The following is a 21,629-nucleotide window of genomic DNA, read 5'->3' as shown; positions in this document are numbered from 1 at the left end:
GAACCGTATGCCCGGTGGTGTGAGAGGACAGGGGAGGCGACTCCCCTTCCTACTTGATAAACGCGTTAAGCCGGTGAAGGGTTACTCCAGGTAGGTGTAGCCCTCTAGGCCTTCGGTCAGGCTGGCGGCAAAGTGGGCTTGCTCCTCGGCAGAGAAGCCACTGGTCACCAGCTGCTCGGTGAGTTTTTGCTTCAAAACTCGGGCGTCGAAGTTCACGTAGGCCAATACGTTGGCCACCGAATCCCCCGCCTGCGGGTTAGAGAGCACCCACTCGCCATCTTCACCTAGCGCTGCATCCACCGAATCGGTATCGCCGAACAGGTTGTGCAGGTCGCCAAGAATCTCCTGGTAGGCGCCCACCAGGAAGAAGCCTAACCAGCGCTCGTCGTTATTGGCCCACTCAGGCAGCGGCAGGGTGGTTTCTACCCCTTGGCCATCCACATAGCTATCGATACGGCCATCAGAGTCGCAGGTGATGTCCTGGATCACCGCACGGCGGGTGGGCGCTTTGTCCAGCCCACTGAGTGGTAGCACGGGGAAAATCTGCTCGATGCCCCACACGTCTGGCACTGACTGGAACAGCGAGAAGTTAACGAACAGCTTGTCGGCCAATTTTTCGGCCAGCTCGTCCATGATTTCCCGGTGCGCGCGGTTGCGGGTATCCAGCTTCCCACGCAGGCGCGTGCAGGCGGCCATGTAGAGGCGCTCGCCTTCGGCGCGGGCATTGATGTTACTCAGCCCTAGTACAAAACGGTCGTGTAGCTCGCTCACCGCCTGCAGCAAGTCGTGCCAGGCTTCTACCAGCACCCGCGGCTCTTGGGTGTCGGCCAACTGGTCAAACACCCGCCACAGCTCTTCTACCTGCGGATCTTCTTCCTGGGTTGCGCGCTCTGGCGGCGTGTCGTTGACGCGCTCTTCACCAATGACATTGGTGATCAGCACCGCATGGTGGGCGGTGAGCGAACGGCCGGATTCACTGATCAGGTGCGGCTGGGGCAGGTCGGCTTCCTGGCAGAGCTGTGAGAACGCGCTAACCACGTTGCGGGCGTACTCCTGCATGGAGTAGTTAGCCGAGCAGTAGCTGCGCGAACGGGTGCCTTCGTAGTCGATCCCTAAGCCGCCGCCCACATCGACGGTGTCGATGGGCGCGCCCAGGCTCATCAGGTTTTGATAGAAGCGCGCGCACTCCCGCAGGCCGCGCTGAATATCGCGGATGTTGGCGATTTGCGACCCCAGGTGGAAATGCACCAGCTGTAGGCTGGCCAGAGCGTCCTGGGCGCGTAGGGTTTCGACCACTTCCAGAATCTGGCTGGCGGTGAGACCGAACTTCGACTTCTCACCGCCAGTATTCTGCCACTTGCCTTTACCCACCGAGGCCAGCCGCGCGCGCAGGCCAATGCGCGGGGTTACGTCCAGCTCGCGGGCCTCTTCTAAAATCAGCTCCAGCTCGGAGAGCTTCTCCACCACCAGATACACTTTGTGGCCGAGCTTCTCGCCCAGGAGCGCAAGGCGCACGTACTCGCGGTCTTTGTAGCCGTTACACACGATCAGTGAGGAGCCGCTATCTGACAGCGCCAGCACCGCCAGCAGTTCAGGCTTGCTGCCCGCTTCCAAGCCCACACGGCCATTACCCCGCTCAGAGGTAGCGAGAATCTCTTCTACCACCCGACGCTGCTGGTTCACCTTAATCGGGTAAACCGCGGTATAGCCGCCCTGGTAGTCCACGTCCTGCATGGCGGCGTCAAAGGCACCGCAGAGCTGTTCGACGCGATCGTGAAGAATATCGCTAAAGCGCACCAGCACCGGTAAGCGTAACCCCGCCGCCTGTAACTGACGGACTAACGCACTGATAGGCAGCGCCGGGCCTTCCGCATCGCTGCCCAGCGGGCGCACCAGGGCTTGGCCGTGGTCGTCGACGTCAAAGTAGCCGCTGCCCCACTGGTCCATGTTCCAAGTGCGGCGGGCACGCACGGCGGGGCTGCTGGTCGTTGCCATTTCACTCATGAAGATGCCTCTGGAATCGGGAGTGCGCCAAACGCGATGCGTGCTTTAAGAATCACGCGGAAGCGCTCGGGGTCGTGGGGAGTTAAGTCATGGGCCGGTGGGTCGACATACACCACCAGCAGCCGTGACAGCCAATAACGCAGTGCGGTCATGCGCAGCATCGTCGGCCAAAGCGTGCGTTCGGATTCGGTCAGCGGGCGGCGCGCTTGATAGGCGCTTAAAATGGCGTTGTAACGCTCGGCGTTCAGCGAACCGTCCTCATTGGAGGCCCAGTCGTTAATTACAATCGCCAGATCAAACAGCAAGTCACCGGTGCAGCCGTTATAAAAATCGATAATACCGCCCAGGGCGTCGCCCTCGAACAGCGTGTTATCGCGGAACAAATCGCCATGCACTGCTCCTTGGGGGAGCTCGCCATGCTGGCTAAATTCGCTCTCGAAATCATCCACTGCGTTCTTCATCAGCGTTTGATCGTCAGGGCTGATGTAGGTGAGCACCTTATGGTGTACCGCCCGCAGCCAGTGCAGGTCACGGGGGTTGGGGCGATGCCCGGGAAAGTGCTGCGATACTTTATGCATCTGCCCAAGCGTGCTGCCCAACGCTTGGCACTGGGCAAGGTTGGGGGCGCTGGGGTGCTTGCCCGGCAGGCGCGGGAACAGCAGCGCAGGCTTGCCCGCCAGGCTGTGCAGCGCCACGCCTTCGCGGTCATGAATAGTGCCGGGCACCGGCAAGCGGTGCTCGTCTAAGTAATCGAGCAACTCAACAAAAAACGGCAGCTCTTCGTGTTCGCCTTGCTCAAACAGGGTGAGCACCAGCTCGCGGCGGTCGGTGGTCACGAAAAACGTCGAGTTCTCCGTGCCGCCTGCCACGCCTTGAAGCGCAACAAAGCTGCCAACATCAAATTTTTCCAAAAACGCGGCGACCTGTGCGTCGCTAAGCGGGGTGAATACTGCCATGAGAATCTCGCCCAGGTTGCTAAGCGATTATTGTAGCGGCTTGCCGCGCCAGTTGGCAGCGTTGTGTGGTGAAGAGTAGCGAGTTTTAGGGCTCTTTTCTGCAGGTTAGGCGTTGAGCGCGTATCATAGAGAGCAGATGTTCTTACCGTTTTGCTGACTATGGAATTTGGTTATGGCCCGTGCCCCAATCGTGCTTGTCGATGGCTCTTCGTACCTCTATCGCGCGTTTCATGCGCTGCCGCCGCTAACGACCTCTCACGGTCAGCCGACCGGGGCCGTGAAGGGCGTGCTGAATATGCTCAAACGGCTGATTAAGACTACCCCGATAGCCCCATGGCAGTGGTGTTCGATGCGCCGGGCAAAACCTTTCGCGATGAGATGTATAGCGAGTACAAGGCCCACCGCCCACCCATGCCGGATGACCTACGCAGCCAGATCGAGCCGCTGCACGCCTGTGTTAAAGCGCTGGGCTTGCCGCTGCTGTGCGTTGAAGGCGTCGAGGCGGACGACGTGATTGGCACCCTGGCCCACCACGCTACCCAGGCAGGCCGCGATGCGGTGATCTCCACCGGCGATAAAGATATGGCTCAGCTGGTAAATGGCCACATCACGCTGGTAAATACCATGAAAGACGAGACCCTCGATGAAGCGGGAGTCGAGGAGAAGTTCGGCCTGCCGCCGGCGTTGATTATCGACTTCCTCGCACTGATGGGCGACAAGGTGGACAACATCCCCGGCGTGCCTGGGGTGGGCGGGAAAACCGCCATTGGCCTTTTGCAAGGAATGGGCGGCGGTTTAGACACGATTTATGGCGATTTAGAGCGCGTGACCACCCTTGGTTTTCGTGGTGCCAAAACGCTGCCTAAAAAGCTTGAAGAGCACCGCGAGCAAGCGTTTCTCTCCTATCAGTTAGCGACGATCAAAACCGACTGCGACCTGCCGGTGGGGCTGGATGATTTAGACATTGCCCACCCGGACCGCGAAGCGTTGGTGGAACTCTATAAAACGATGGAGTTTAAGCAGTGGCTGGCGGAATTGCTGGAAGGCAACGACGAAGGCGTGGACGATGTAAAAGGCGGCGAGCCTGCCCCCGCAAGCGCTGATGATACGCTGGACGCCGCCCCTAGCCAGCGCCATGACTACGTGGTTACCGAGCAGGCTGAGCTGAATGCGTGGGCTTGAGCGGTTGAGCAAGGCCGAACGTTTCTGCTTCGACTTGGAAACCACCAGCCTCAACTACATGGATGCAGAAATTGTGGGTATCGGCGTGTCGCTGGAAGCCGGGGAAGCTGCCTATATTCCGGTGGCCCATGATTACTTGGATGCCCCCCAGCAGCTTGATCGCAAAGCGGTGCTGGCAGCGTTAAAACCACTGCTGGAAGATCCGGCCAAAACCAAAATTGGTCAAAACCTCAAATACGATATTTCCGTACTGGCGAACTACGACATTTCTGTCGTTGGCCCGTTTGCCGATACCATGCTGGCCTCCTACGTGCTCAACTCCACTGCGACGCGTCACGATATGGATTCGCTGGCGCTGAAGTACCTGGGCGAGAAAACCATTTCGTTTGAAGAGATCGCGGGCAAAGGCGCCAAGCAGCTCACCTTTAACCAGATTGCCCTAGAGCAAGCGGCTCCCTACGCCTGCGAGGATGTAGATATCACCCTGCGCCTACAGGACACGCTGCGCCCCCAAGTGGAGCGGGAAGGGCGCTTGGCCGAGGTGCTCGACCACCTTGAGCTACCGCTAATCAGCGTGCTGTCGCGCATCGAGCGTAACGGCGTGGCCGTGGATGCCGAGCGCCTGTACGAGCAGAGCCAGCAGTTGGATCAGCGTATTCGCGAGTTAGAGAGTGAAGCTTTCGAGCTGGCGGGCCGTGAGTTCAATTTGGGCTCGCCCAAGCAACTGGGGCAGATTCTGTTTGAAGAGCAGAAAATCCCAGTCATCAAGAAAACCCCCAAAGGCGCGCCCTCCACGGCGGAGGCGGTGCTCGAGGAGTTGGCGCTGGACTACCCGCTGCCCAAGGTGATTATGCAGCACCGCGGGCTGGCCAAGCTGAAATCCACCTACACCGATAAGCTGCCGCGCCTGCTCAACAAAACCACCGGGCGGGTACACACCAGCTATCATCAGGCGGTTACGGCCACCGGGCGGCTGTCGTCGTCAGACCCCAACCTGCAGAATATTCCCATCCGCACCGAAGAGGGCCGTAAGATTCGCCAAGCATTCGTGGCGCGCCCTGGCTACCGTATTGTGGCGGCGGACTACTCGCAGATCGAGCTGCGTATTATGGCGCACCTTTCGGAAGATAAAGGGCTGCTGGAAGCGTTTGCCGAAGGGCGCGATATCCACACCGCTACCGCGGCAGAAGTTTTTGGCACCTCGCTGGAGAAGGTGTCCGGCGACCAGCGGCGCAGCGCTAAGGCGATTAACTTTGGCTTGATTTACGGCATGAGCGCCTGGGGGCTGGCCCGTCAGCTGCGTATTGACCGCAACCAGGCCCAAACCTACATCGACCGCTACTTTGACCGCTACCCAGGTGTCGCCCGCTATATGGACCGCATTCGTACCCAAGCAGCGGAAGATGGCTTCGTCGAAACCGTGATGGGACGGCTTTATACCTGCCAGAGATTCACTCGCAAAACCGCAACCGCCGCCAAGGGGCCGAGCGCACGGCAATCAACGCGCCGATGCAGGGCACGGCGGCGGATATTATCAAACAGGCGATGATTGATGTGGATGCGTGGCTAGCGGAAGGGGAGTTCGATGCGCTGATGGTCATGCAGGTGCATGATGAACTGGTGTTTGAAGTAGCCGAGCAGCAGGTAGATAGCTTTATTGAGCAAGTGCAGACACGCATGCAGGCCGCAGCATCGCTCAGCGTTCCGCTGATTGTGGAAGCGCAAAGCGGCGCGAATTGGGATGAAGCTCACTAACGAACGAGTGAGTACTCGCCTATAACACACAACCCCCGCAGTGGTCGCTGCGGGGGTTGTGTTTAGTGCGTTACTTAGGCACCGGCTTCAAAAGCGTGTGCCCAAGCCGCGCTTAACGCCAGCCGACGCGGTCGAAGATACGTACCGCTTCCGGGTTGTTCTCACCCAGGATGCTGATGTTGATGTCGTCTTTAGCGAAATCGCCCCAAGACTCCAGGACCGGGTTTTTCTTCACGCCTTCTACCACCGGGAACTCGTAGTTACGCTCGGCCAGCACTTCTTGCGCTTGGTCAGAGGCCAGGAACTCCAGGAAGCGAATGCCGTTTTCCGGGTTTTGCGCGTTGGCGACTAAGCCTGCACCACCTACGTTCACGTGGGTACCGCGGTCATCCTGGTTGGGGAAGATCACGCCGACTTTGCGCGCGGCTTCACGCTCGGCGGCATCGTCAGAGTGCAGCATACGCACGTAGTAGTAGTGGTTACCAACCGCTAGGTTGCACTCGCCGCTGGCAACGCCAAGAATCTGATCGGTATCACCGCCTTCGGGGTCGCGGGCCATGTTGTTCACAACGCCCTGGGCCCACTCCTGCGCGCCCTCTTCGCCGTGGTGTTCAATCAGCGATGCCAGTAGTGACTGGTTGTAGATGTTGTTGGAAGAACGGATACACACTTGGCCTTCAAACTGCGGGTCGGCAAGATCTTCGTAGGTAGCAATCTGGCTCGGGTCGAAGTTTTCGCGGTTGTAGTAGATCACGCGGGCGCGCTGGCTAAAGCCAAACCACATGCCTTCTGGGTGACGCATGGATTCCGGCAGGCGCTCGTTGAGAACATCAGAGTCTACGCTTTGAAAAATGCCGTCTTGCTCGGCGCGCCACAGGTTGCCTGCATCTACGGTCAGCATAACGTCGGCGGGGCTAGCCACGCCTTCACGCTGCATACGCTCCATCAGTTGGTTGGCATCGCCTTCCAGCACGTTTACTTCAATGCCTGTCTCTTCAGTGAACGCTTGGTAGAGAATTTCGTCAGAGTCGTAATGGCGTGCGGAGTAGATGTTGACTTCATTAGCGAGTGCGCTGCTGGCGAACGCAGAACCGGCCATGATGGCAGCTACGGAGGCCGTAAGACGTGCTTGTTTCATAACAAATACCCTGAATGTTTATGATAATAAGTTGCATTACCGTCATGGCGTATTGAAACGCCTTGTTCGACGGACGTCAAGCGAAATGCTAATGACTCGCATCACTTTTTGTGCCTAGACGTGCATCTCACGCCAATAGAAAATAGAATGCAAATAACTTTCAACCGTGTTCGCAATGGCTGAGCGGTCAGCGCTCTCCCGGCGAACAAACCATGGGTGAACGAATGACGGCAACTGTGTCCCTTTCTGAGGTGGCAGCACCTGCATCGGCGCTGTCGCTACGCGATGTTCAGCATACGTGTGCGGCTAACAAAGTTGTTAAAGGTATTGATCCCGACATTGCTCAGGGCGAAGTGGTCTGCCTGCCTGGCCCTTCCGGCTGCGGTAAAACCACGCTACTGCGCATTGCGGCAGGGCTGGAAGTGGTCCAAGAAGGCACCGTCAGCCTGGAAGGGCAGGCCATTGCCGCCCCCGGCAAACGCCATGTACCGCCGGAAAAGCGCAACGTCGGGCTGGCGTTTCAGGATTCGGCGCTGTTCCCCCATCTTAGCGTGTTGGAAAATGGCACTTTCGGCTTAAAGCATCTGCCCTCCAGCCAGCGCCGTGAACGTGCGCTGGAGCTATTAACCCAGCTTGGCATGGCTGACTACGCCGATACCTACCCGCATATGCTCTCCGGCGGTCAGCAGCAGCGCGTGGCGCTGGCCCGAGCTCTGGCACCTACGCCCAAGCTAATGCTGTTGGATGAACCCTTCTCCAGCCTGGACGCTCGGCTGCGTGCTCGGATTCGCGACGATACGCTGCACGTGTTGAAAAAGCTGGGCTCGGCCACGCTGCTGGTGACTCACGACCCGGAAGAAGCGATGTTTATGGCCGACCGCATCGCCTTGATGCGCGATGGCAAAATCGTCCAAACGGGTACCCCGCGGGAGCTTTACTGCGCTCCCGTCGACCCATTTGTGGTGACCTTCTTTGGGGAAGTGAACGAGCTTGAAGGGATGGTTGGAAGGAGGCGTGGTACAAACGCCGGTAGGCGACATAGATGCCAGCTGGCTGCCAGAGGGTAGCCAGGCCCAGGTGATGATCCGCCCGGAGGCGCTGCGTATCAAAGAGCGCGACCTGCCTGCGGAAACCCACAGCCACAGCCACGTGGTGATGGCGAAACTACTGGGCCGCACTAGCTTGATTCACCTATGTGCCCACGGTGCTGATGGCCAAGAAGCGCACCTGCACGCCCGGGTGCCAGGGGTCTTCCTGCCCCAGGAGGGGCAGCCGATCGATATCGACCACGACCACTCCCAAGTGTTTATCTTTCCGCGTTAGTTGCGCGTTTTAATTACTCAGCTTGGCTGCCTGGGCGCGCCCGGCGCATCGCCAGGCTGAGTAGAATCACCGGCAAGATGCCGACTACCACAATTGTCAACGAGGCCGTCGAGGCCTCCGCCAAGCGCTCATCGGACGCCAAACTGTGAGCACGCACCGCCAGCGTATCGAAGTTAAACGGGCGCAAAATAATCGTGGCGGGCAGCTCCTTCATCACATCCACAAACACCAGAATGCCCGCGGCCAATAGGCTGCTGCGCATCAGTGGCGTATGAATGCGCCGCAATGTGCCGCCGGCAGTTTGCCCTAAGGTGCGCGAGGCGGCGTCCATGCTTGGCGTCACTTTGCCCAGGCTCGCCTCTACTGCGTTAAACGACACCGCCAAAAAGCGCACCACATAGGCGTAAATCAAGATGAACGCCGTGCCGCTAAACACCAGCCCGATGATCTTATCGTAATGGGTGTGAAGCCAAGTGTTGAGCGCGTTATCCAGCCAGGCAAACGGAATCAAAATACCCACGGCCACCACCGAGCCAGGAATGGCGTAACCCATCGCCGCAATGCGGGTAAACAGTCGCGCGCTGGGGGAGTTGTCCAGCCGCACGCCGTAGCTCAGCAGCACCGCCAGCCCCACCGCAATCAGCGCTGCCCCCGTAGCCAGGCTTAAACTGTTCATGGCAAAGCCGATAAAACGCGTGCCAAATAGGCTGTCGCCGGTAGTAATCGCCATTTCCAGCAGAATACCGCTGGGTAGCATAAAGCCGATGGTAACGGGGAGCAGACAAGCCAGCGTCGCGCCCACTGCGTGCCAGCCGTGCAGGCGATACTCCGGCAACTGCTGATAGCGGTTGGTGGTATGGAAGTAGCGACGCTTACCTCGTGACCAGCGCTCCAGCAGCACAAAGGCAATCACAAAAGTAAGCAAGCAGGCGGCGAGCTGGGCAGCGGCAATCGGCTCGCCCAGGCCAAACCAGGTACGGTAAATACCGGTGGTAAATGTGTCCACGCCAAAGAACTGCACCGCGCCAAACTCATTGAGCGTCTCCATCAACACCAGCGACACGCCACCCACCAGCGCTGGGCGCGCCAGCGGCAGCGCAACGCTGGCAAATAAACGCCAGGGGCCGCGCCCTAGCGTGCGGCCGACATCCAAGACGCACACCGACTGCTCTAAGAAGGAAGCGCGGGCCAGCAGGTACACATAGGGGTAAAGCACGAAGGTGATCAGCGTGGCAGCGCCCCCCAACGAGCGTACATTGGGGAAGTAGTAGTCGCCGACCTGCCAGTGAAACCACTCCCGCAGCAGGCTTTGTAGCGGCCCCGCCACCTGTAGAAAATCGGTGTAGGCATAAGCAATCACATAGGTCGGCACCGCCAGCGGCAGCAGTAGCGCCCACTCAAATAGGCGCTTGCCGGGGAAGCGACACATCACCACCAGCCAAGCGGTCCCTGTGCCAATTACCAGTGTGCCTAACCCCACCCACAGTACCAGCCAGAAGGTGTTGGATAAGTAGCGAGGCAGAACCGTGCTGGCCAAGTGCTGCCAAACGCCTTCGGTGGGCATCACGATATGGCCAAGCACGACCAAAATAGGCAGTGCCACAATCAGGGCAATCAGAAAAAGTGCAATTGACCAAGGGTTAAGCGACAGCGTAAAGCGTGATGCGAAACCTGAAAGCAGAGCCGATGGTGACCGGCGAGCAGGTGTAGACACGTCGTTGGCTCCTTGGACGAGGGGCAGCATGGCTCGTCAATGCGAAAAAATAGCGGTTGCAAATAGTATCACTTGCGTCAGTGGGGTGCAGCTAACCCTCTGACGATTAAAAAACCCTGCCGAAGGGCAGGGTTCGTTGTGACAGGCGCTTTAGACAGACAGCGAGCGGTTAATGTGCAGTCCAGCCGCCATCGACCATTAGCGCGCTGCCCGTTACCAAGGCGGACGCAGGAGAAGCTAAAAACACCACCGGGCCCATCAGGTCTTCAATCTGGCCTAATCGCCCCAAGGGGATGTTAGCCAGCACACGCTCCCTAAAGCCGGGCTCTTCAAAGAAGGGCTTTGTCATGGGGGTTTCGATAAAGGTCGGGCACAAGGTGTTTACGCGAATTTCCCTTGGGCCTAACTCTACCGCCATGGCTTTTGTCATTCCTTCTACGGCGGCTTTTAGAGGCGCAGTAGAGGCTACGATTAACCGCCCCCACATGACCCATTTGCGATGAGATATTGATCACGCTGCCGCCCGCAGGCATATGCTTCACCACGGCTTGGGTGATGAAATACATAGCACGAACATTGAGATCCATGACCGCTGCATTAGTCATCGTCGGTGATCTCGTTGAGCGGTTTAGGCCGGTTAGTGCCCGCATTATTGACCAGAATATCGAACGCTTGTCCTGCGATTGCTTTCTGCAGTGCAGCGTGGTCGCTGACATCCAAGGCAAGCCCTTTGGCCTGCAAGCCAGCCGCACGCAGGGCGCTAACAGCACTATTTAACGTCTCTTCATTGCGTGCTATCAAAGTGACACACGCACCCGCCTGAGCGAGTGCGCAGGCGCAAGCAAAGCCAATACCTTGGCTTGCGCCGGTGACCAGCGCGCGCTTTCCGGTTAACTGTAGGCTGGGCGTGCGCGGTAGGTTCATGCATCCACCGCCGAGGCGTAAGGAACGTCTCGCTTACCATAGCGGCGTACCCGCTCGTTGGCTTGCTCGGCGTGGCCTGCAAACCCTTCCAGGGTGCATAGCCGTGAGCAGTAGCTGCCAATCTCAGCCGAGGCTTCGTCGGTTAATACGCGTTGGTAAGTGCAGGTTTTCAAGAATTTACCGACCCACAGGCCGCCGGTATAACGCGCCGCTTTTTTCGTCGGCAAGGTGTGATTAGTGCCGATGACCTTGTCGCCGTAAGCGACGTTGGTGCGCGGGCCAAGGAACAGCGCCCCGTAGTTGGTCATATTGTTAAGGTAAAAGTCCGGGTCTTCCGTCATCACCTGCACGTGCTCGTAGGCCATGTCGTTGGCGACTTGCAGCATTTCGTCATGGCTGTCGCAGACAATAATTTCCCCATGGGTTTCCCACGCTTGGCGCGCAATCTCGGCGGTGGGCAGTTTTTGTAGCAGCTCATCAATAGCCGCTAGGGTGTCCTGTGCCAGTTTTTCAGAGTTGGTGAGTAGCGCCGCAGGAGAGGTTGGGCCGTGTTCCGCTTGCCCCAGTAAGTCGGTGGCACACAGCAGGCCATCGACGCTCTCATCGGCAATCACTAGTGTTTCGGTGGGACCTGCAAACAGGTCAATACCCACACGGCCATATAGCTGGCGCTTAGCTTCGGCAACAAACGCATTGCCTGGGCCTACCAGCATATCGACCGGCTCGATGGTGTCGGTGCCAATGGCCATCGCACCGACGGCCTGCACTCCGCCCAGAACTAATATTTCATCGGCACCGGCGAAATGCATGGCGGTCACAATCGCCGGGTGCGGTTTGCCCTTGTAGGGTGGGGCTGCGGCAATGACGCGCTTCACACCGGCAATTTTTGCCGTCAGAACGCTCATATGGGCTGACGCCACCATGGGGTAAGCACCGCCAGGGATATAGCAGCCCACTGCGTTGATCGGCACATGCTTGTGGCCAAGGATGACGCCAGGACGGGTCTCAATTTCCACCGGCTGCATAGAGGCCAGCTGGGCTTCTGCAAAACGACGGATTTGCGCCTGGGCAAAGCGGATATCTTCCAAATCGCGTTCGGCGACTTGGCTCATCGCGTGTGCAATATCAGCATCGCTCAGGCGAAAGCTTTCAGGTGACCAGTTATCAAATTTTTCCGATAGATCGCGCACGGCTTGGTCGCCGCGGGCTTGAATGTCAGCCAAGGTTTTTTCGACGGTTTCACGTACTTGGCGGTCGGCTTCGGCGCGGGTTTCAACGGAGGCACCGGCTTTGAGGTGGCGAATCATAAACGCTCCTTATTGGTATTGTGGTGGTCGCAGGAAGGTGAAGGAATCACGGCCAGCATTGTTATGAAGACATCGTTTGGACGCTGGCATTGCGTAAGGCTAGGCGCTGTTGCATACGAATGCAAATGCTTTGTTGCCATGCTATGTTGAGATGCGATAACGAGTGCTGAGCGGGCCGTTATCGTGAGGGGTAAAACGCTGCTCATAACATGCTAACAACAAAGGCGGGACGAATAATGGCGACTCAAGTGGCGGTAGTAGGGGCTGGGGTGATTGGACGTGCGTGGGCGATTGTGTTTGCGCGGGCAGGCTTGCCGGTGCGGCTATACGATGTGGATGCCGCGCAGCTTGCAAACGCTGGCGAGTTTATCGCTGCGTCACTGCAAGACCTGCATCGGGCCGGGTTAGTTGATGAGGAGCCTGCGGCTATTTTGGCGCGTATTGAATGCCAGCCAGACCTGGCGCTTGCCATGGTTGGCGTTGAGTATGTGCAGGAGTGTGGGCCAGAAAATGTAGCGGTCAAGCAGGCGATGTATACCCAGCTAGAAGCCGTGGTGGAGGCGAAGACGATTTTGGCGAGTTCGACGTCTGGCATCGTGGCGTCGCGATTTACGGGCCATTTAACGCACCCAGAGCGCTGTTTGGTGGCTCACCCGGTGAACCCCCCTTACCTAATTCCGCTGGTGGAAGTCGCGCCTAGTGACACCACGAGTACCGACACCGTCGAGCGCACCATGGCACTGATGCATCAGGTGGGCCAAGAGCCCATCCTGGTGGCAAAAGAGGTGCAAGGGTTTATCCTGAACCGTTTGCAGGGGGCGCTGCTGAATGAGGCGCTGCGTTTGTTTCGCGATGGCTACGTTTCCGCAGAAGACTTGGATAGAACCGTGAAACATGGCCTAGGGCTGCGCTGGTCGTTTATGGGTCCCTTTGAAACGATTGATTTAAATGCGCCTGCCGGTGTGGTCGACTACGCCAGCCGCTATGGCCCGCTGTATCGTGATGTAGACCTTCAGCGTAGCGGCGATAACCCGTGGGAAGACGTCACGTTGCAGCGCTTAGACGACGAACGACGCGCAGCGTTGGCGAGCCACGAACTTGCCGAGCGCCAGGTATGGCGTGACCGGCGTTTAATGGCGTTAATGGGCCACAAACGCCAGCAGCCCGCGTCGTAGCGGCCTGCCTATCACAGAGGTAATCATGAGAAAACGGCCAGTAACCTCCCAGGAAGTGGCTAACCTTGCCGGGGTGTCGCAATCAGCGGTGAGCCGCTGCTTCTCCCCAAACGCGAGTATTGCACCCAAAACGAAGGAGAAAGTGCTGGCCGCTGCTCAGCAGCTCGGCTATCGACCCAATGCGATTGCCCGTTCGCTGATTACCCGCTCATCGCGCACCATTGCGGTGGTGATGTCGCAGTTGGATAACCCTTTTTATGCGCAAATGCTTGAGTACGCATCAAGGCGTTTTCAGCAGCACGGCTATCACCTGCTGCTGTTTATGAGCAGCGATGAGCAGGAAACCGCCAGCGTGATGTCGGATATTCTGCAAAGCCAAGCAGACGGCATCTTGATGTTAGCCGCCACGCTGTCGTCGTCCCTGGCCAAAGAGTGTGTTGCCAGGGGCATTCCTGTGGTGATGATCAATCGCACGGTCGCTTTTGAAGGCGTTAGCCAAGTCGCCAGCGATAACTATCGCGGCGGATATTGGGTGGGCCAACATTTGGTGGAAAGTGGCTGCGAGCGCATCGCGTTTTTGGCAGGGTTGGCAGACTCCTCCACCAGCAGCCAGCGGCGGCAGGGGTTTCTAGATGCACTTACCGAGCACGGTGTGGCCTGTTGGGCAGAAGCCGTCGGTGACTATGACTTTGCCACCGCACAAGCCGCCACGCGAGCGCTCTTTAAAGCAGACGTTTATCCCGATGCGGTGTTTGCGGCCAACGATCATATGGCCATTGCGGTGATCGATACCTTGAAAGCAGAGCTAGGTTTGCAGGTGCCCAATGAGGTGGCGGTGGTGGGGTTCGATAATATTCCGGTCGCCGCGTGGCCCAGCTATCAACTCACCACCGTGCAACAGCCTATTGAAGCGATGGTCGACGAAGCCACCGCCTTACTGCTGGGGCAAATTGCCAGCGGGCAGGTGACCGGCGAACGCAAAGTGCTGCCGGTGACGCCCATTGTACGAGACAGTGCCCGCTCGCAGCGTTGAGTGATTCACCAACCCGAAACGAACACGCCGCCTTGTGAGAACAAGGCGGCGTTTAAAAATGCTGCGTTAGCGATGGTTAGCCTAACAGCATACTGGGGAGTCCTGTGATCAGGACAGGGAAGATCGACATCAGAATACACGCGATGATAATGATCGCGACAAAAGGTACCACTGCTTTATAGAGGTCAACGATTTCAACCCCAGGCGGGGCAACCCCTTTCAGATAGAACAGTGCATAGCCAAACGGTGGTGTGAGGAAGGAGGTTTGCAGCACCACAGCGACCATCACCACGAACCACAGTACGTCAACGCCCATCTGGGAAATGATCGGTAGCATAATCGGGAAGCTCAGCAGCACGATGCCAGTCCAATCCAGGAACATACCCAGAATAAAGACCAGGAACAGCATCAGCAGCAGCGCACCAAAGGTGCCGCCCGGCATGGCGAGTACAAAATCACTGATCACAGTCATGCCGCCACCAATGGAGAACACGCCGGTAAATGCCGTTGCCCCTACCAGTACCAGCATCACCATGGTGGTGGTTTTACCCGCTTCGATGAGCGTGTTGTAGCAGGTAGAGAGCTTGCGGGCGCCAAAGATTAAAAACAGCACAAACGCGATAAACACACCAATTGCGGACGCTTCCGTGGCGGTGGCAATGCCGGTGAAGAGTGCGCCCAGTACGCCCAAAATCAGCGACATCGGCGGCACCACGTGCTTGCCCAGCATAATAAGCAGCTCTTTGGTGCTGACTTCCGCGCGCTCCTCTTTCGGCACCTTGGGGCCGTAGCTGGGTTTCAGCCAGCAGATAAGCACCACATACAGGCGTACATCACGCCTAACAGTAGGCCAGGAAGCAGTGCCCCGGCAAACAGCGCACCCACCGACACAGGCGAGTAGCTGGCCATTAGAATCAGCATGATGCTGGGCGGAATCAGAATGCCCAGGCAGCCGCTGGCCATAATGCACCCGCGCTTAGCTCTTTGTTGTAGCCGGACTTAAGCATGGGCACCATGGCGATCATGCCCATCACGGCAATAAGGCCCCGACGATCCCGGTCGTGGCTGCCAGCAGTACGGAAACAACAACGACGGTGAAGGCGAGGCCGCCGCGCACGTTCGCCAGCAGCAAACGCATGGCGTCAAACATCTTTTCTGTCACGCCGGAGTCGTTGAGAAAACGTGCCATCAAAATAAACAGCGGAATGGCGACCAGTACATAGTTATCCATGGCGTTGCCATAGACGTTGTTAATAATAATGCCCAGGGTATTAATGCCAGGACCGAGGTAGGCACCAATCACCGCCATGCCGCCCAGCACGAACGCCAGCGGATGGCCCATAAATAGGCCAACTAGCAGCCCACCAAACATTACTAGCGTTAGCAGTTCGGCACTCATGCGGATTTCTCCTCACGCAGCTGCATGATGGCGCGCAGCACGATGGCAACCGCCTGTAGCAAAATAAGCACTGCTGCCACGACGATAACGCCTTTTACCGGATAAACAGGAATTGAAACCATGCCGTAAGTCGTTTCACCACGGGAAAAAGAGCGCTCAAAGAAGCTCCAGCCATAGGTGAGCAACAGCCAAATAAACGGAACGAAAAAGACGAGGTATCCAATTACTTCAAACACGGCCTGTTTCTTGCGAGATAGCAGACGCTTCACCACGTCGACCTCGACGTGAGCGTGGTGGCGCAGCCCATAAGCGGCCATCAGCATAAAGTGAGCACCAAACAACATTTTGGTGACGTCAAACGCCCAGTCGCTGGGGCGGCCAAAGAAAAAACGTGAGGCAATGTCGTACAGAACAATCAGGGTAATGATGGCAATTAACGGTGCGACTATACGGCCAAACAGCTCGTTAAATGCATCGATCGCCTTGGCAATCGCGTTCATGGAAGATCTCCGCAGTCAGCACAAAAAAACCGCCCCGGTCCCCCGGGGCGGCACAGAAGCGCCTTATAGGCAGGCTTCGATCTCTTCCAGTGAGGGCAGGCTCTCCATGGTACGGCTCATGTTGAAGGGAGCCGACACGTCACGCCATTGTGCGTAGTCTTCAAGGTAGGTCACCATGGAGTGGTAGACCTTGGCGTGGTCTGGGTTTTCACAGGCACCGCGCACGATCACTTCGTTCGTGATCTCTTGGATGCGCGCCAAGTCTTCGTCAGAGAACTGATTGATGGTAACGCCGGCATCAATAAATTTCTGGGTAGCGTCTGTGGATTCGCGCTTCAGACCAAGCCAGTGACCATGCCATGGTGGCGTCAGCCGCAATTCTCAGCTTTTGCTGAGTCTCTTCTGACAGCGCATTCCACGCATCAAGGTTGATCATGACGCCGAATACGCTAGCGGACTGGTGCCAGCCTGGGGTGGCCCAGTACTCGGCTACTTCGGCAAAGCCTGCATTGAAGTCAACGCCGGGGGTGGAGAATTCACCCGCGTCAATCACGCCGCGCTCAATGGCTTGGTACACTTCGCCACCGGCCAGCGTGACCTGTGAACCGCCTAGCTCTTCAAGCACGCGACCTTGGTCACGGCCAGAAAGACGCAGGCGCTTGCCTTCCAGGTCCGCAATGCTCTCAATCGGCGTGCGGCCCATAAAGCCTGACTCGTTATTCAGGGCGGCGTAGGGCAGGTACATCATGTTGTACTGGCCATAGATCTCTTCATAGAGTTCACGGCCGCCCCACTGCTGAATCCAGTTGATATAGTCAACGGCGTTAAACAGGCTGGTCGTTGTGGCCAGCGGCGAGAACGCTGGGTTCAGGCCGGCCCAGTAGCCTGGCCAGTCACCTGCGGCTTGGATCGCACCGGTTTCGGTGGCATCAAACACTTCGGTGCCAGGCATCAGCGTGCCGCCTGCACGGAAATTGATCTGCACTTCGTCACCGGCCAGCTGGTTGACCAGCTCGGCCCAGTGCTGATCAATCTTGATCAGATCCAAGTTCTCCGGCCAAGTGGTGGTCATGGTCCACTGCTCTTGGGCTTGGGCGGTAGACGTGAGGGCGGCGAAAGCGACGCCAGCGGCAAGGCTGGTCAATGCGAATTTTGTAATCTTTTTCATTGTGTGTTTCCTGGTACTTTGGCGGTTAGCGTTATTAGTGTTGGAGACCTGAAAGCAGGAAAGTACAGCGAGCAGGCTGACGTTTACGTAAAGTAAAACAACGCTGCGCTGAATTGCTAAGCTAGCACACACCACCCGCTGCAACGCAATATCAGTAATTCTAGGAAGTTAACGCGTAAAATGTCGGCGTTTTATTTTAAAAAATACATATAAAACATTGGTTTATTGAGATTATATGCGTTTTTTTATGGCCGCTAAAGAGTGAGAAAACGTTGAAAAGTGCGGCTTTGTGAAACCAAAGTTGTAAGAGAATTTTTGCCTGAGGGGCTGCCATGGGTGGGTCATACCATGTCGAGTCTATCCCAGAGCCCTGCGCTGCTGTCGCACAGCAGGCGGCGTTGTTCACTCATTATGCAATTCGCCTTAAACGGCGTGGTTGGCGTGGATTAGTGTGGCTTGAAGGCTCGCCTGAACAGGCTCGCCAGCAGGCGCTGGCGCTGTGGCAGGCCGCTGGCTGGCAGGCACCTCTGCGGGTAGGGGACACCCAGCAGGCCCCCGTATCACCAAGCTTACCAAGCCGTAAAGCGCGCACGCGTTTAGGGGCAGAACATCAATTGATCGTTTTTGATGCCAGCGGCCACCAGGGATTGGACCCTGATGCGTTGGGGGCGCTGGCAGGCACCGTCAGTGCAGGTGGTCTCTTGGTACTGGTGTCGCCTAGCGCCTGGGGGAGTCAGCCCGACCCGGACTACGCCCGCTTTGCCGATTACCCTTGGCAGTGGGAAGCGCTCAGCGCGCACTATTTAGCGCGGCTGGCCTGTCAGTTGGGCGAGTCTAACGCCGTGATCCGCTGGCCCGTTGGTGGTGCGTTATGGCTACCCGCGTTGAGCAAACGGCAAGCAGCCGCCGCGCACTGGAACGATGCTGACTGCCTCACTCTAGACCAAGCCAGCGCAGTGAGCGCGCTGGTCAAGCTCAAACGCCGCCGCCCGCTGGTAGTGACTGCCGACCGGGGGCGAGGCAAAAGTGCCGCTTTGGGCATAGCCTGCGCGCGCTTACTGCAGCAAAGCGGTGACGTAGAACTCCTGCTTACGGCCCCTCGGCTTAGCGCAGTGGAGAGCTTCTTTAGCCGAGTGGCGGCGCTGTGCCCTGAAGCCCAGCACCACGCCCCCCCGAGGGGTCGCTTCCCAACGGCAGTCGGCTGCGCTTTTTGCCGCCGGATGTACTGACGGAGCAGGTAGAGCAGGGCACGCCAGGAGGCAGCGGCAGTATGCTGCTGGTGGATGAAGCCGCCGCCATTCCGGCGTCGTTGCTGGCCCGCTGGCTGGTGGCTTTTCCGCGCATTGCGTTTGCCACGACGGTGCATGGCTACGAAGGCTCGGGGCGCGGCTTTGCGCTGCGTTTTCGCGATATATTGGACCGCCAAGCGCCCCAGTGGCGTGAATTGACGCTGCAAGCGCCAATACGCTGGTCAGCCGGTGACCCGCTGGCAGCCGTCATTCAGCACCTGCTTTTACTCGATGCGCCGCTGCCCAAAGTAGAGCCACACCAGGGCGAGCGGCTTCCCAGCATGGTGATTAGCCAAGCGCAGCTAGCGGAGCGGGGGGCTTTGCTGGAACAGATGTTTGGCCTGCTGGTGCAGTCCCACTACCGCACCACGCCGAGTGATTTACGCCAACTGCTGGATGGCCCCGGCACGTCGCTGCGCATGGTGCTAGGCAGCGATGGGGCTGGCCCCCAAGCGGTACTGGTCACGCGAGAGGAGGGCGGCTTTGATGCCGCGCTTGCCGAGCAGGTAGCGCGAGGCGAGCGCAGACCTCAGGGGCATTTGTTGGCGCAGTCGCTGGCGGCCCATTGCGGCAGCCGTGAGGCGCTAACCGCCCGCTGGCGGCGGGTGGCGCGCATTGCTGCCCACCCACAGCGCCGTCGCGAAGGGCTGGGGCGGCAGCTGTTGGAAGAGGATATGGTCAGCGCCGCTCAGCAAGGTATTGTGCTGTATGGGGCTACTTTTGGTGCTGAGGCAGGGTTGCTCCAATTTTGGCTGGCGCTGGGGTTTGTGCCGGTGCGTTTAGGCATTACCCGAGAAGCCGCCACTGGCGAATACGCCGTGATGGTCGCCAAACCGCTCAACCAAGAGGGTCAGTCGGGGCTCGGTGAATTAACCGCAGGCTTTGCCGCTTCGCTACCCGGCCTGTTGGCGTTTGAGTTGGCAACACTGCCCGCTCCGGTGGTGGCGCTGTTGCTCACCTCGCTCTCCGGCCAGCCGCTTAGCGCAGCCGAGCATCAGGCTATTCACGACGTAGCCTATGCCCGCCGCGACCCCGCCCTGGCTCGCTCGGCGCTGCAGGCGCTGGCGCGTGAAGCCAGCCGCCAACCGTTAGGTGAGGCCCAGCAGGCGCATCAGCAGCTCGCTTCTTGGGCCTACCAAAATCAGCCGTTAGCGAAGGCTCAAAAAGAGGCCGTACAACGCTTACGTCAGGCTGTACAGCAGGTGTTCGAAGCATGTGCGCTTTTCCCCAGTGAGCCAGAGCGGTAAAGTAAGCGCGTTATCGATAATGAAGAGTTTCCATGAACGCACATCTAGCAGCGCTCGAACCACGCCTTGTATGGCAGCACTTTCGCACCCTGTGTAACACGCCGCGCCCCTCCGGCCATGAAGCCGCTTTGGTGGCGACGTTAGAAGCCTGGGCCGATGCTCAGGGGCTCACCCACGACCGGGATGCCTTTGGCAACCTGCGCATTCGCAAGCCCGCAACGCCGGGCTGTGAAGGCGCTCCCGGTATCGTGCTGCAGGGGCACCTGGATATGGTGGCCCAGGCCAACTCGGGGCATGAGCACGACTTTACCCGTGACCCCATTCGCACCGTGGTCAAAGAGGGCTGGCTTCACGCTGAAGGCACCACTCTAGGGGCGGATAATGGCATGGGCGTAGCGGCCATTTTGGCCGTGCTGGAAGACCCCGAACTGACCCATGGCCCGCTGGAAGCGCTGTTCACCCTGGAAGAAGAGACCTCCATGGGCGGTGCGCTAAATCTTGCCGAAAACTGGTTGGAAGGCTCGCTGCTGCTCAACTTGGATAGTGAAGATCGCGGCGAGGTGTATATCGGCTGTGCGGGCGGCGCGGATGTCGTGGTCGATGCGCAGCTGCCCAGCGCTGTCCTGCAGGAGCATGAGCAGCTGCTTTCTCTCTCGCTCACCGGCCTGAAAGGCGGCCACTCGGGCATGGATATCCATAAGCCTTTGGGGAACGCTAACCGCCCGTTGGTGCGCGTGCTGTGGGCACTGGAGGCCTTCGATGCCCGCTTGGTGAGCTACCAGGGCGGCACGCTGCGCAACGCCATTCCCCGTGAAGCCTTTGCCCAGGTAGCGCTGCCCGCCGACGATATGCACGCCGCTCTGGCAACTGTCGAGAAGCTGGCCGCTACTCTCAAAGCCGAGCTTGGCAGCGGGGACAGCGGCTTGGTATTGACCGCCGCTCGTGCCGAACAGGCCGACGCCGAGCCGCTGACCCTGGACTCCAGCGCCATGCTGCTGGCCGCGCTTCATGCCGCCCCCTGCGGCGTCGAGCGCATGAGCGCAGACGTGCCCGGCGTGGTTGAAACCTCCAATAACCTAGGCGTGCTAAGCGTTGAGCAAGGGCGCTTCCACCTCTGTGCTTTAGTGCGTTCACTGCACGACAGCGCTGCCGAGGCAATGGCTGGGCGCTTTCAGGCGCTGTTTGGTCTGATGGGCGCACGGGTAAAAGTCGAGAACGGCTACCCCGGCTGGGCACCCAACCCCGAAAGCCCCCTGCTGGCGACGTTTAAGGCACGCCATGCGGCGCTGATGGGCCACGCGCCCGAGGTGAAAGTGATCCACGCGGGGCTTGAGTGCGGCATTTTAGGCAGCAAATACCCCCACCTGGATATGATTTCCTTTGGCCCGCTGATTCGCGGCGCGCACTCTCCAGATGAGCGAGTGGAAATAGCGTCTGTGGCGGAGTTCTGGGCTATGCTGCGCGATCTGGTGGAAGCGCTGGCGAAGTAACGCCGTGCTCATGCCACTCACCCGC

General features: G+C 58.6%; 15 protein-coding genes and 5 pseudogenes. 9 read left to right on the top strand and 11 right to left on the bottom strand.

Features of this window, described 5'->3' with window-relative positions; genetic code table 11:
* Positions 1 to 81: 81 nt before the first annotated feature.
* Positions 82 to 2,004 (bottom strand): biosynthetic arginine decarboxylase, encoded by a 1,923-nt coding sequence (gene speA / locus B4967_RS07110; protein ID WP_083024379.1) that lies wholly within the window; start codon positions 2,002 to 2,004, stop codon positions 82 to 84.
* Complete coding sequence (locus tag B4967_RS07105; RefSeq protein ID WP_044630136.1) at positions 2,001 to 2,960, bottom strand: homoserine kinase; 960 nt, start codon at positions 2,958 to 2,960, stop codon at positions 2,001 to 2,003. Before B4967_RS07105 ends, speA begins: the two co-directional genes overlap by 4 nt.
* Before the next feature lie 172 nt (positions 2,961 to 3,132).
* Between B4967_RS07105 and B4967_RS21260 the strand changes: the two are divergent.
* The 3 genes and pseudogenes from B4967_RS21260 to polA all read left to right on the top strand — a co-directional run.
* Positions 3,133 to 3,222, top strand: a pseudogene (locus tag B4967_RS21260) (hypothetical protein); the annotation flags it as partial.
* 71 nt (positions 3,223 to 3,293) lie between these two features.
* Positions 3,294 to 4,142 (top strand): 5'-3' exonuclease, encoded by an 849-nt coding sequence (locus B4967_RS21255; protein WP_422821846.1) that lies wholly within the window; start codon positions 3,294 to 3,296, stop codon positions 4,140 to 4,142.
* Positions 4,129 to 5,897: pseudogene (polA, locus tag B4967_RS21250) on the top strand (DNA polymerase I). The gene B4967_RS21255 and the pseudogene polA overlap by 14 nt, the downstream one beginning before the upstream one ends.
* 112 nt (positions 5,898 to 6,009) lie before the next feature.
* On the opposite strand, the gene B4967_RS07095 reads toward polA, so the two are convergent.
* Positions 6,010 to 7,035: a Fe(3+) ABC transporter substrate-binding protein gene (locus B4967_RS07095; protein ID WP_083024378.1), complete on the bottom strand. Its 1,026-nt coding sequence runs from the start codon at positions 7,033 to 7,035 to the stop codon at positions 6,010 to 6,012.
* Between the two features lie 224 nt (positions 7,036 to 7,259).
* Here B4967_RS07095 and B4967_RS07090 point away from each other — a divergent pair.
* Positions 7,260 to 8,358: pseudogene (locus tag B4967_RS07090) on the top strand (ABC transporter ATP-binding protein).
* 13 nt (positions 8,359 to 8,371) lie between these two features.
* Here the strand turns inward: B4967_RS07090 and B4967_RS07085 are convergent.
* The 5 genes from B4967_RS07085 to hisD form a co-directional block, all read right to left on the bottom strand.
* Positions 8,372 to 10,072, bottom strand: a complete 1,701-nt coding sequence (locus B4967_RS07085) for an ABC transporter permease (protein WP_083024376.1) — start codon at positions 10,070 to 10,072, stop codon at positions 8,372 to 8,374.
* A 169-nt stretch (positions 10,073 to 10,241) separates the two neighbouring features.
* Positions 10,242 to 10,490: an SDR family NAD(P)-dependent oxidoreductase gene (locus B4967_RS20190; RefSeq protein ID WP_279384666.1), complete on the bottom strand. Its 249-nt coding sequence runs from the start codon at positions 10,488 to 10,490 to the stop codon at positions 10,242 to 10,244.
* Positions 10,402 to 10,638, bottom strand: a complete 237-nt coding sequence (locus B4967_RS20185; RefSeq protein ID WP_279384670.1) for an SDR family NAD(P)-dependent oxidoreductase — start codon at positions 10,636 to 10,638, stop codon at positions 10,402 to 10,404. Before B4967_RS20185 ends, B4967_RS20190 begins: the two co-directional genes overlap by 89 nt.
* A gap of 31 nt (positions 10,639 to 10,669) precedes the next feature.
* Positions 10,670 to 10,996: an SDR family NAD(P)-dependent oxidoreductase gene (locus B4967_RS20180; protein ID WP_139794427.1), complete on the bottom strand. Its 327-nt coding sequence runs from the start codon at positions 10,994 to 10,996 to the stop codon at positions 10,670 to 10,672.
* On the bottom strand, positions 10,993 to 12,303 hold the full coding sequence (gene hisD, locus B4967_RS07075) for a histidinol dehydrogenase (protein ID WP_083024374.1): 1,311 nt from the start codon (positions 12,301 to 12,303) through the stop codon (positions 10,993 to 10,995). Before hisD ends, B4967_RS20180 begins: the two co-directional genes overlap by 4 nt.
* Positions 12,304 to 12,539: 236 nt before the next feature.
* Here hisD and B4967_RS07070 point away from each other — a divergent pair, with 236 nt between their 5' ends.
* Both B4967_RS07070 and B4967_RS07065 read left to right on the top strand, forming a co-directional pair.
* The gene (locus tag B4967_RS07070) at positions 12,540 to 13,478 is read left to right on the top strand and encodes a 3-hydroxyacyl-CoA dehydrogenase (protein ID WP_083024372.1); all 939 of its coding nucleotides are present in this window, start codon (positions 12,540 to 12,542) and stop codon (positions 13,476 to 13,478) included.
* Between the two features lie 25 nt (positions 13,479 to 13,503).
* Entirely contained in the window at positions 13,504 to 14,511 is a 1,008-nt protein-coding gene (locus tag B4967_RS07065) for a LacI family DNA-binding transcriptional regulator (RefSeq protein WP_083024369.1), read from the top strand.
* A gap of 76 nt (positions 14,512 to 14,587) precedes the next feature.
* On the opposite strand, the pseudogene B4967_RS07060 reads toward B4967_RS07065, so the two are convergent.
* The 3 genes and pseudogenes from B4967_RS07060 to dctP all read right to left on the bottom strand — a co-directional run bounded on the left by B4967_RS07060 (position 14,588) and on the right by dctP (position 17,578).
* Positions 14,588 to 15,910, bottom strand: a pseudogene (locus B4967_RS07060) (TRAP transporter large permease).
* A complete protein-coding gene (locus B4967_RS07055) occupies positions 15,907 to 16,410 on the bottom strand; it encodes a TRAP transporter small permease subunit (protein WP_083024367.1) in 504 nt (167 codons plus the stop codon). Before B4967_RS07055 ends, B4967_RS07060 begins: the two are co-directional and overlap by 4 nt.
* 63 nt (positions 16,411 to 16,473) lie before the next feature.
* Positions 16,474 to 17,578, bottom strand: a pseudogene (gene dctP / locus B4967_RS07050) (TRAP transporter substrate-binding protein DctP).
* A gap of 332 nt (positions 17,579 to 17,910) precedes the next feature.
* Here dctP and B4967_RS20770 point away from each other — a divergent pair.
* The 3 genes from B4967_RS20770 to B4967_RS07040 are packed head-to-tail and all read left to right on the top strand — an operon-like array spanning position 17,911 to position 21,604.
* Positions 17,911 to 18,807 (top strand): tRNA(Met) cytidine acetyltransferase TmcA domain-containing protein, encoded by an 897-nt coding sequence (locus B4967_RS20770; protein WP_340638709.1) that lies wholly within the window; start codon positions 17,911 to 17,913, stop codon positions 18,805 to 18,807.
* Positions 18,789 to 20,114: a GNAT family N-acetyltransferase gene (locus B4967_RS20765; RefSeq protein WP_340638708.1), complete on the top strand. Its 1,326-nt coding sequence runs from the start codon at positions 18,789 to 18,791 to the stop codon at positions 20,112 to 20,114. Before B4967_RS20770 ends, B4967_RS20765 begins: the two co-directional genes overlap by 19 nt.
* 32 nt (positions 20,115 to 20,146) lie before the next feature.
* Entirely contained in the window at positions 20,147 to 21,604 is a 1,458-nt protein-coding gene (locus tag B4967_RS07040) for an aminoacyl-histidine dipeptidase (RefSeq protein WP_083024365.1), read from the top strand.
* Positions 21,605 to 21,629: the final 25 nt, after the last annotated feature.

Origin of the sequence: Vreelandella lionensis, assembly GCF_002087295.1 — a bacterium.
Classification (GTDB): Bacteria; Pseudomonadota; Gammaproteobacteria; order Pseudomonadales; family Halomonadaceae; genus Vreelandella; species Vreelandella lionensis.
The sequence above is the reverse complement of the archived record's forward strand: the minus strand, read 5'-3'. Positions and strand labels throughout refer to the sequence as shown.

Coding starts and splice junctions, on each gene's coding strand:
- B4967_RS07065 (WP_083024369.1), top strand. CDS start 13,504: ATGAGAAAACGGCCAGTAACCTCCCAGGAAGTGGCTAACCTTGCCGGG.
- B4967_RS07070 (WP_083024372.1), top strand. CDS start 12,540: ATGGCGACTCAAGTGGCGGTAGTAGGGGCTGGGGTGATTGGACGTGCG.
- B4967_RS20190 (WP_279384666.1), bottom strand. CDS start 10,490: ATGGCGGTAGAGTTAGGCCCAAGGGAAATTCGCGTAAACACCTTGTGC.
- B4967_RS07105 (WP_044630136.1), bottom strand. CDS start 2,960: ATGGCAGTATTCACCCCGCTTAGCGACGCACAGGTCGCCGCGTTTTTG.
- B4967_RS20770 (WP_340638709.1), top strand. CDS start 17,911: ATGGGTGGGTCATACCATGTCGAGTCTATCCCAGAGCCCTGCGCTGCT.
- B4967_RS21255 (WP_422821846.1), top strand. CDS start 3,294: ATGGCAGTGGTGTTCGATGCGCCGGGCAAAACCTTTCGCGATGAGATG.
- speA (WP_083024379.1), bottom strand. CDS start 2,004: ATGAGTGAAATGGCAACGACCAGCAGCCCCGCCGTGCGTGCCCGCCGC.
- B4967_RS20185 (WP_279384670.1), bottom strand. CDS start 10,638: ATGTATTTCATCACCCAAGCCGTGGTGAAGCATATGCCTGCGGGCGGC.
- B4967_RS07040 (WP_083024365.1), top strand. CDS start 20,147: ATGAACGCACATCTAGCAGCGCTCGAACCACGCCTTGTATGGCAGCAC.
- B4967_RS07055 (WP_083024367.1), bottom strand. CDS start 16,410: ATGAACGCGATTGCCAAGGCGATCGATGCATTTAACGAGCTGTTTGGC.
- hisD (WP_083024374.1), bottom strand. CDS start 12,303: ATGATTCGCCACCTCAAAGCCGGTGCCTCCGTTGAAACCCGCGCCGAA.
- B4967_RS07095 (WP_083024378.1), bottom strand. CDS start 7,035: ATGAAACAAGCACGTCTTACGGCCTCCGTAGCTGCCATCATGGCCGGT.
- B4967_RS20180 (WP_139794427.1), bottom strand. CDS start 10,996: ATGAACCTACCGCGCACGCCCAGCCTACAGTTAACCGGAAAGCGCGCG.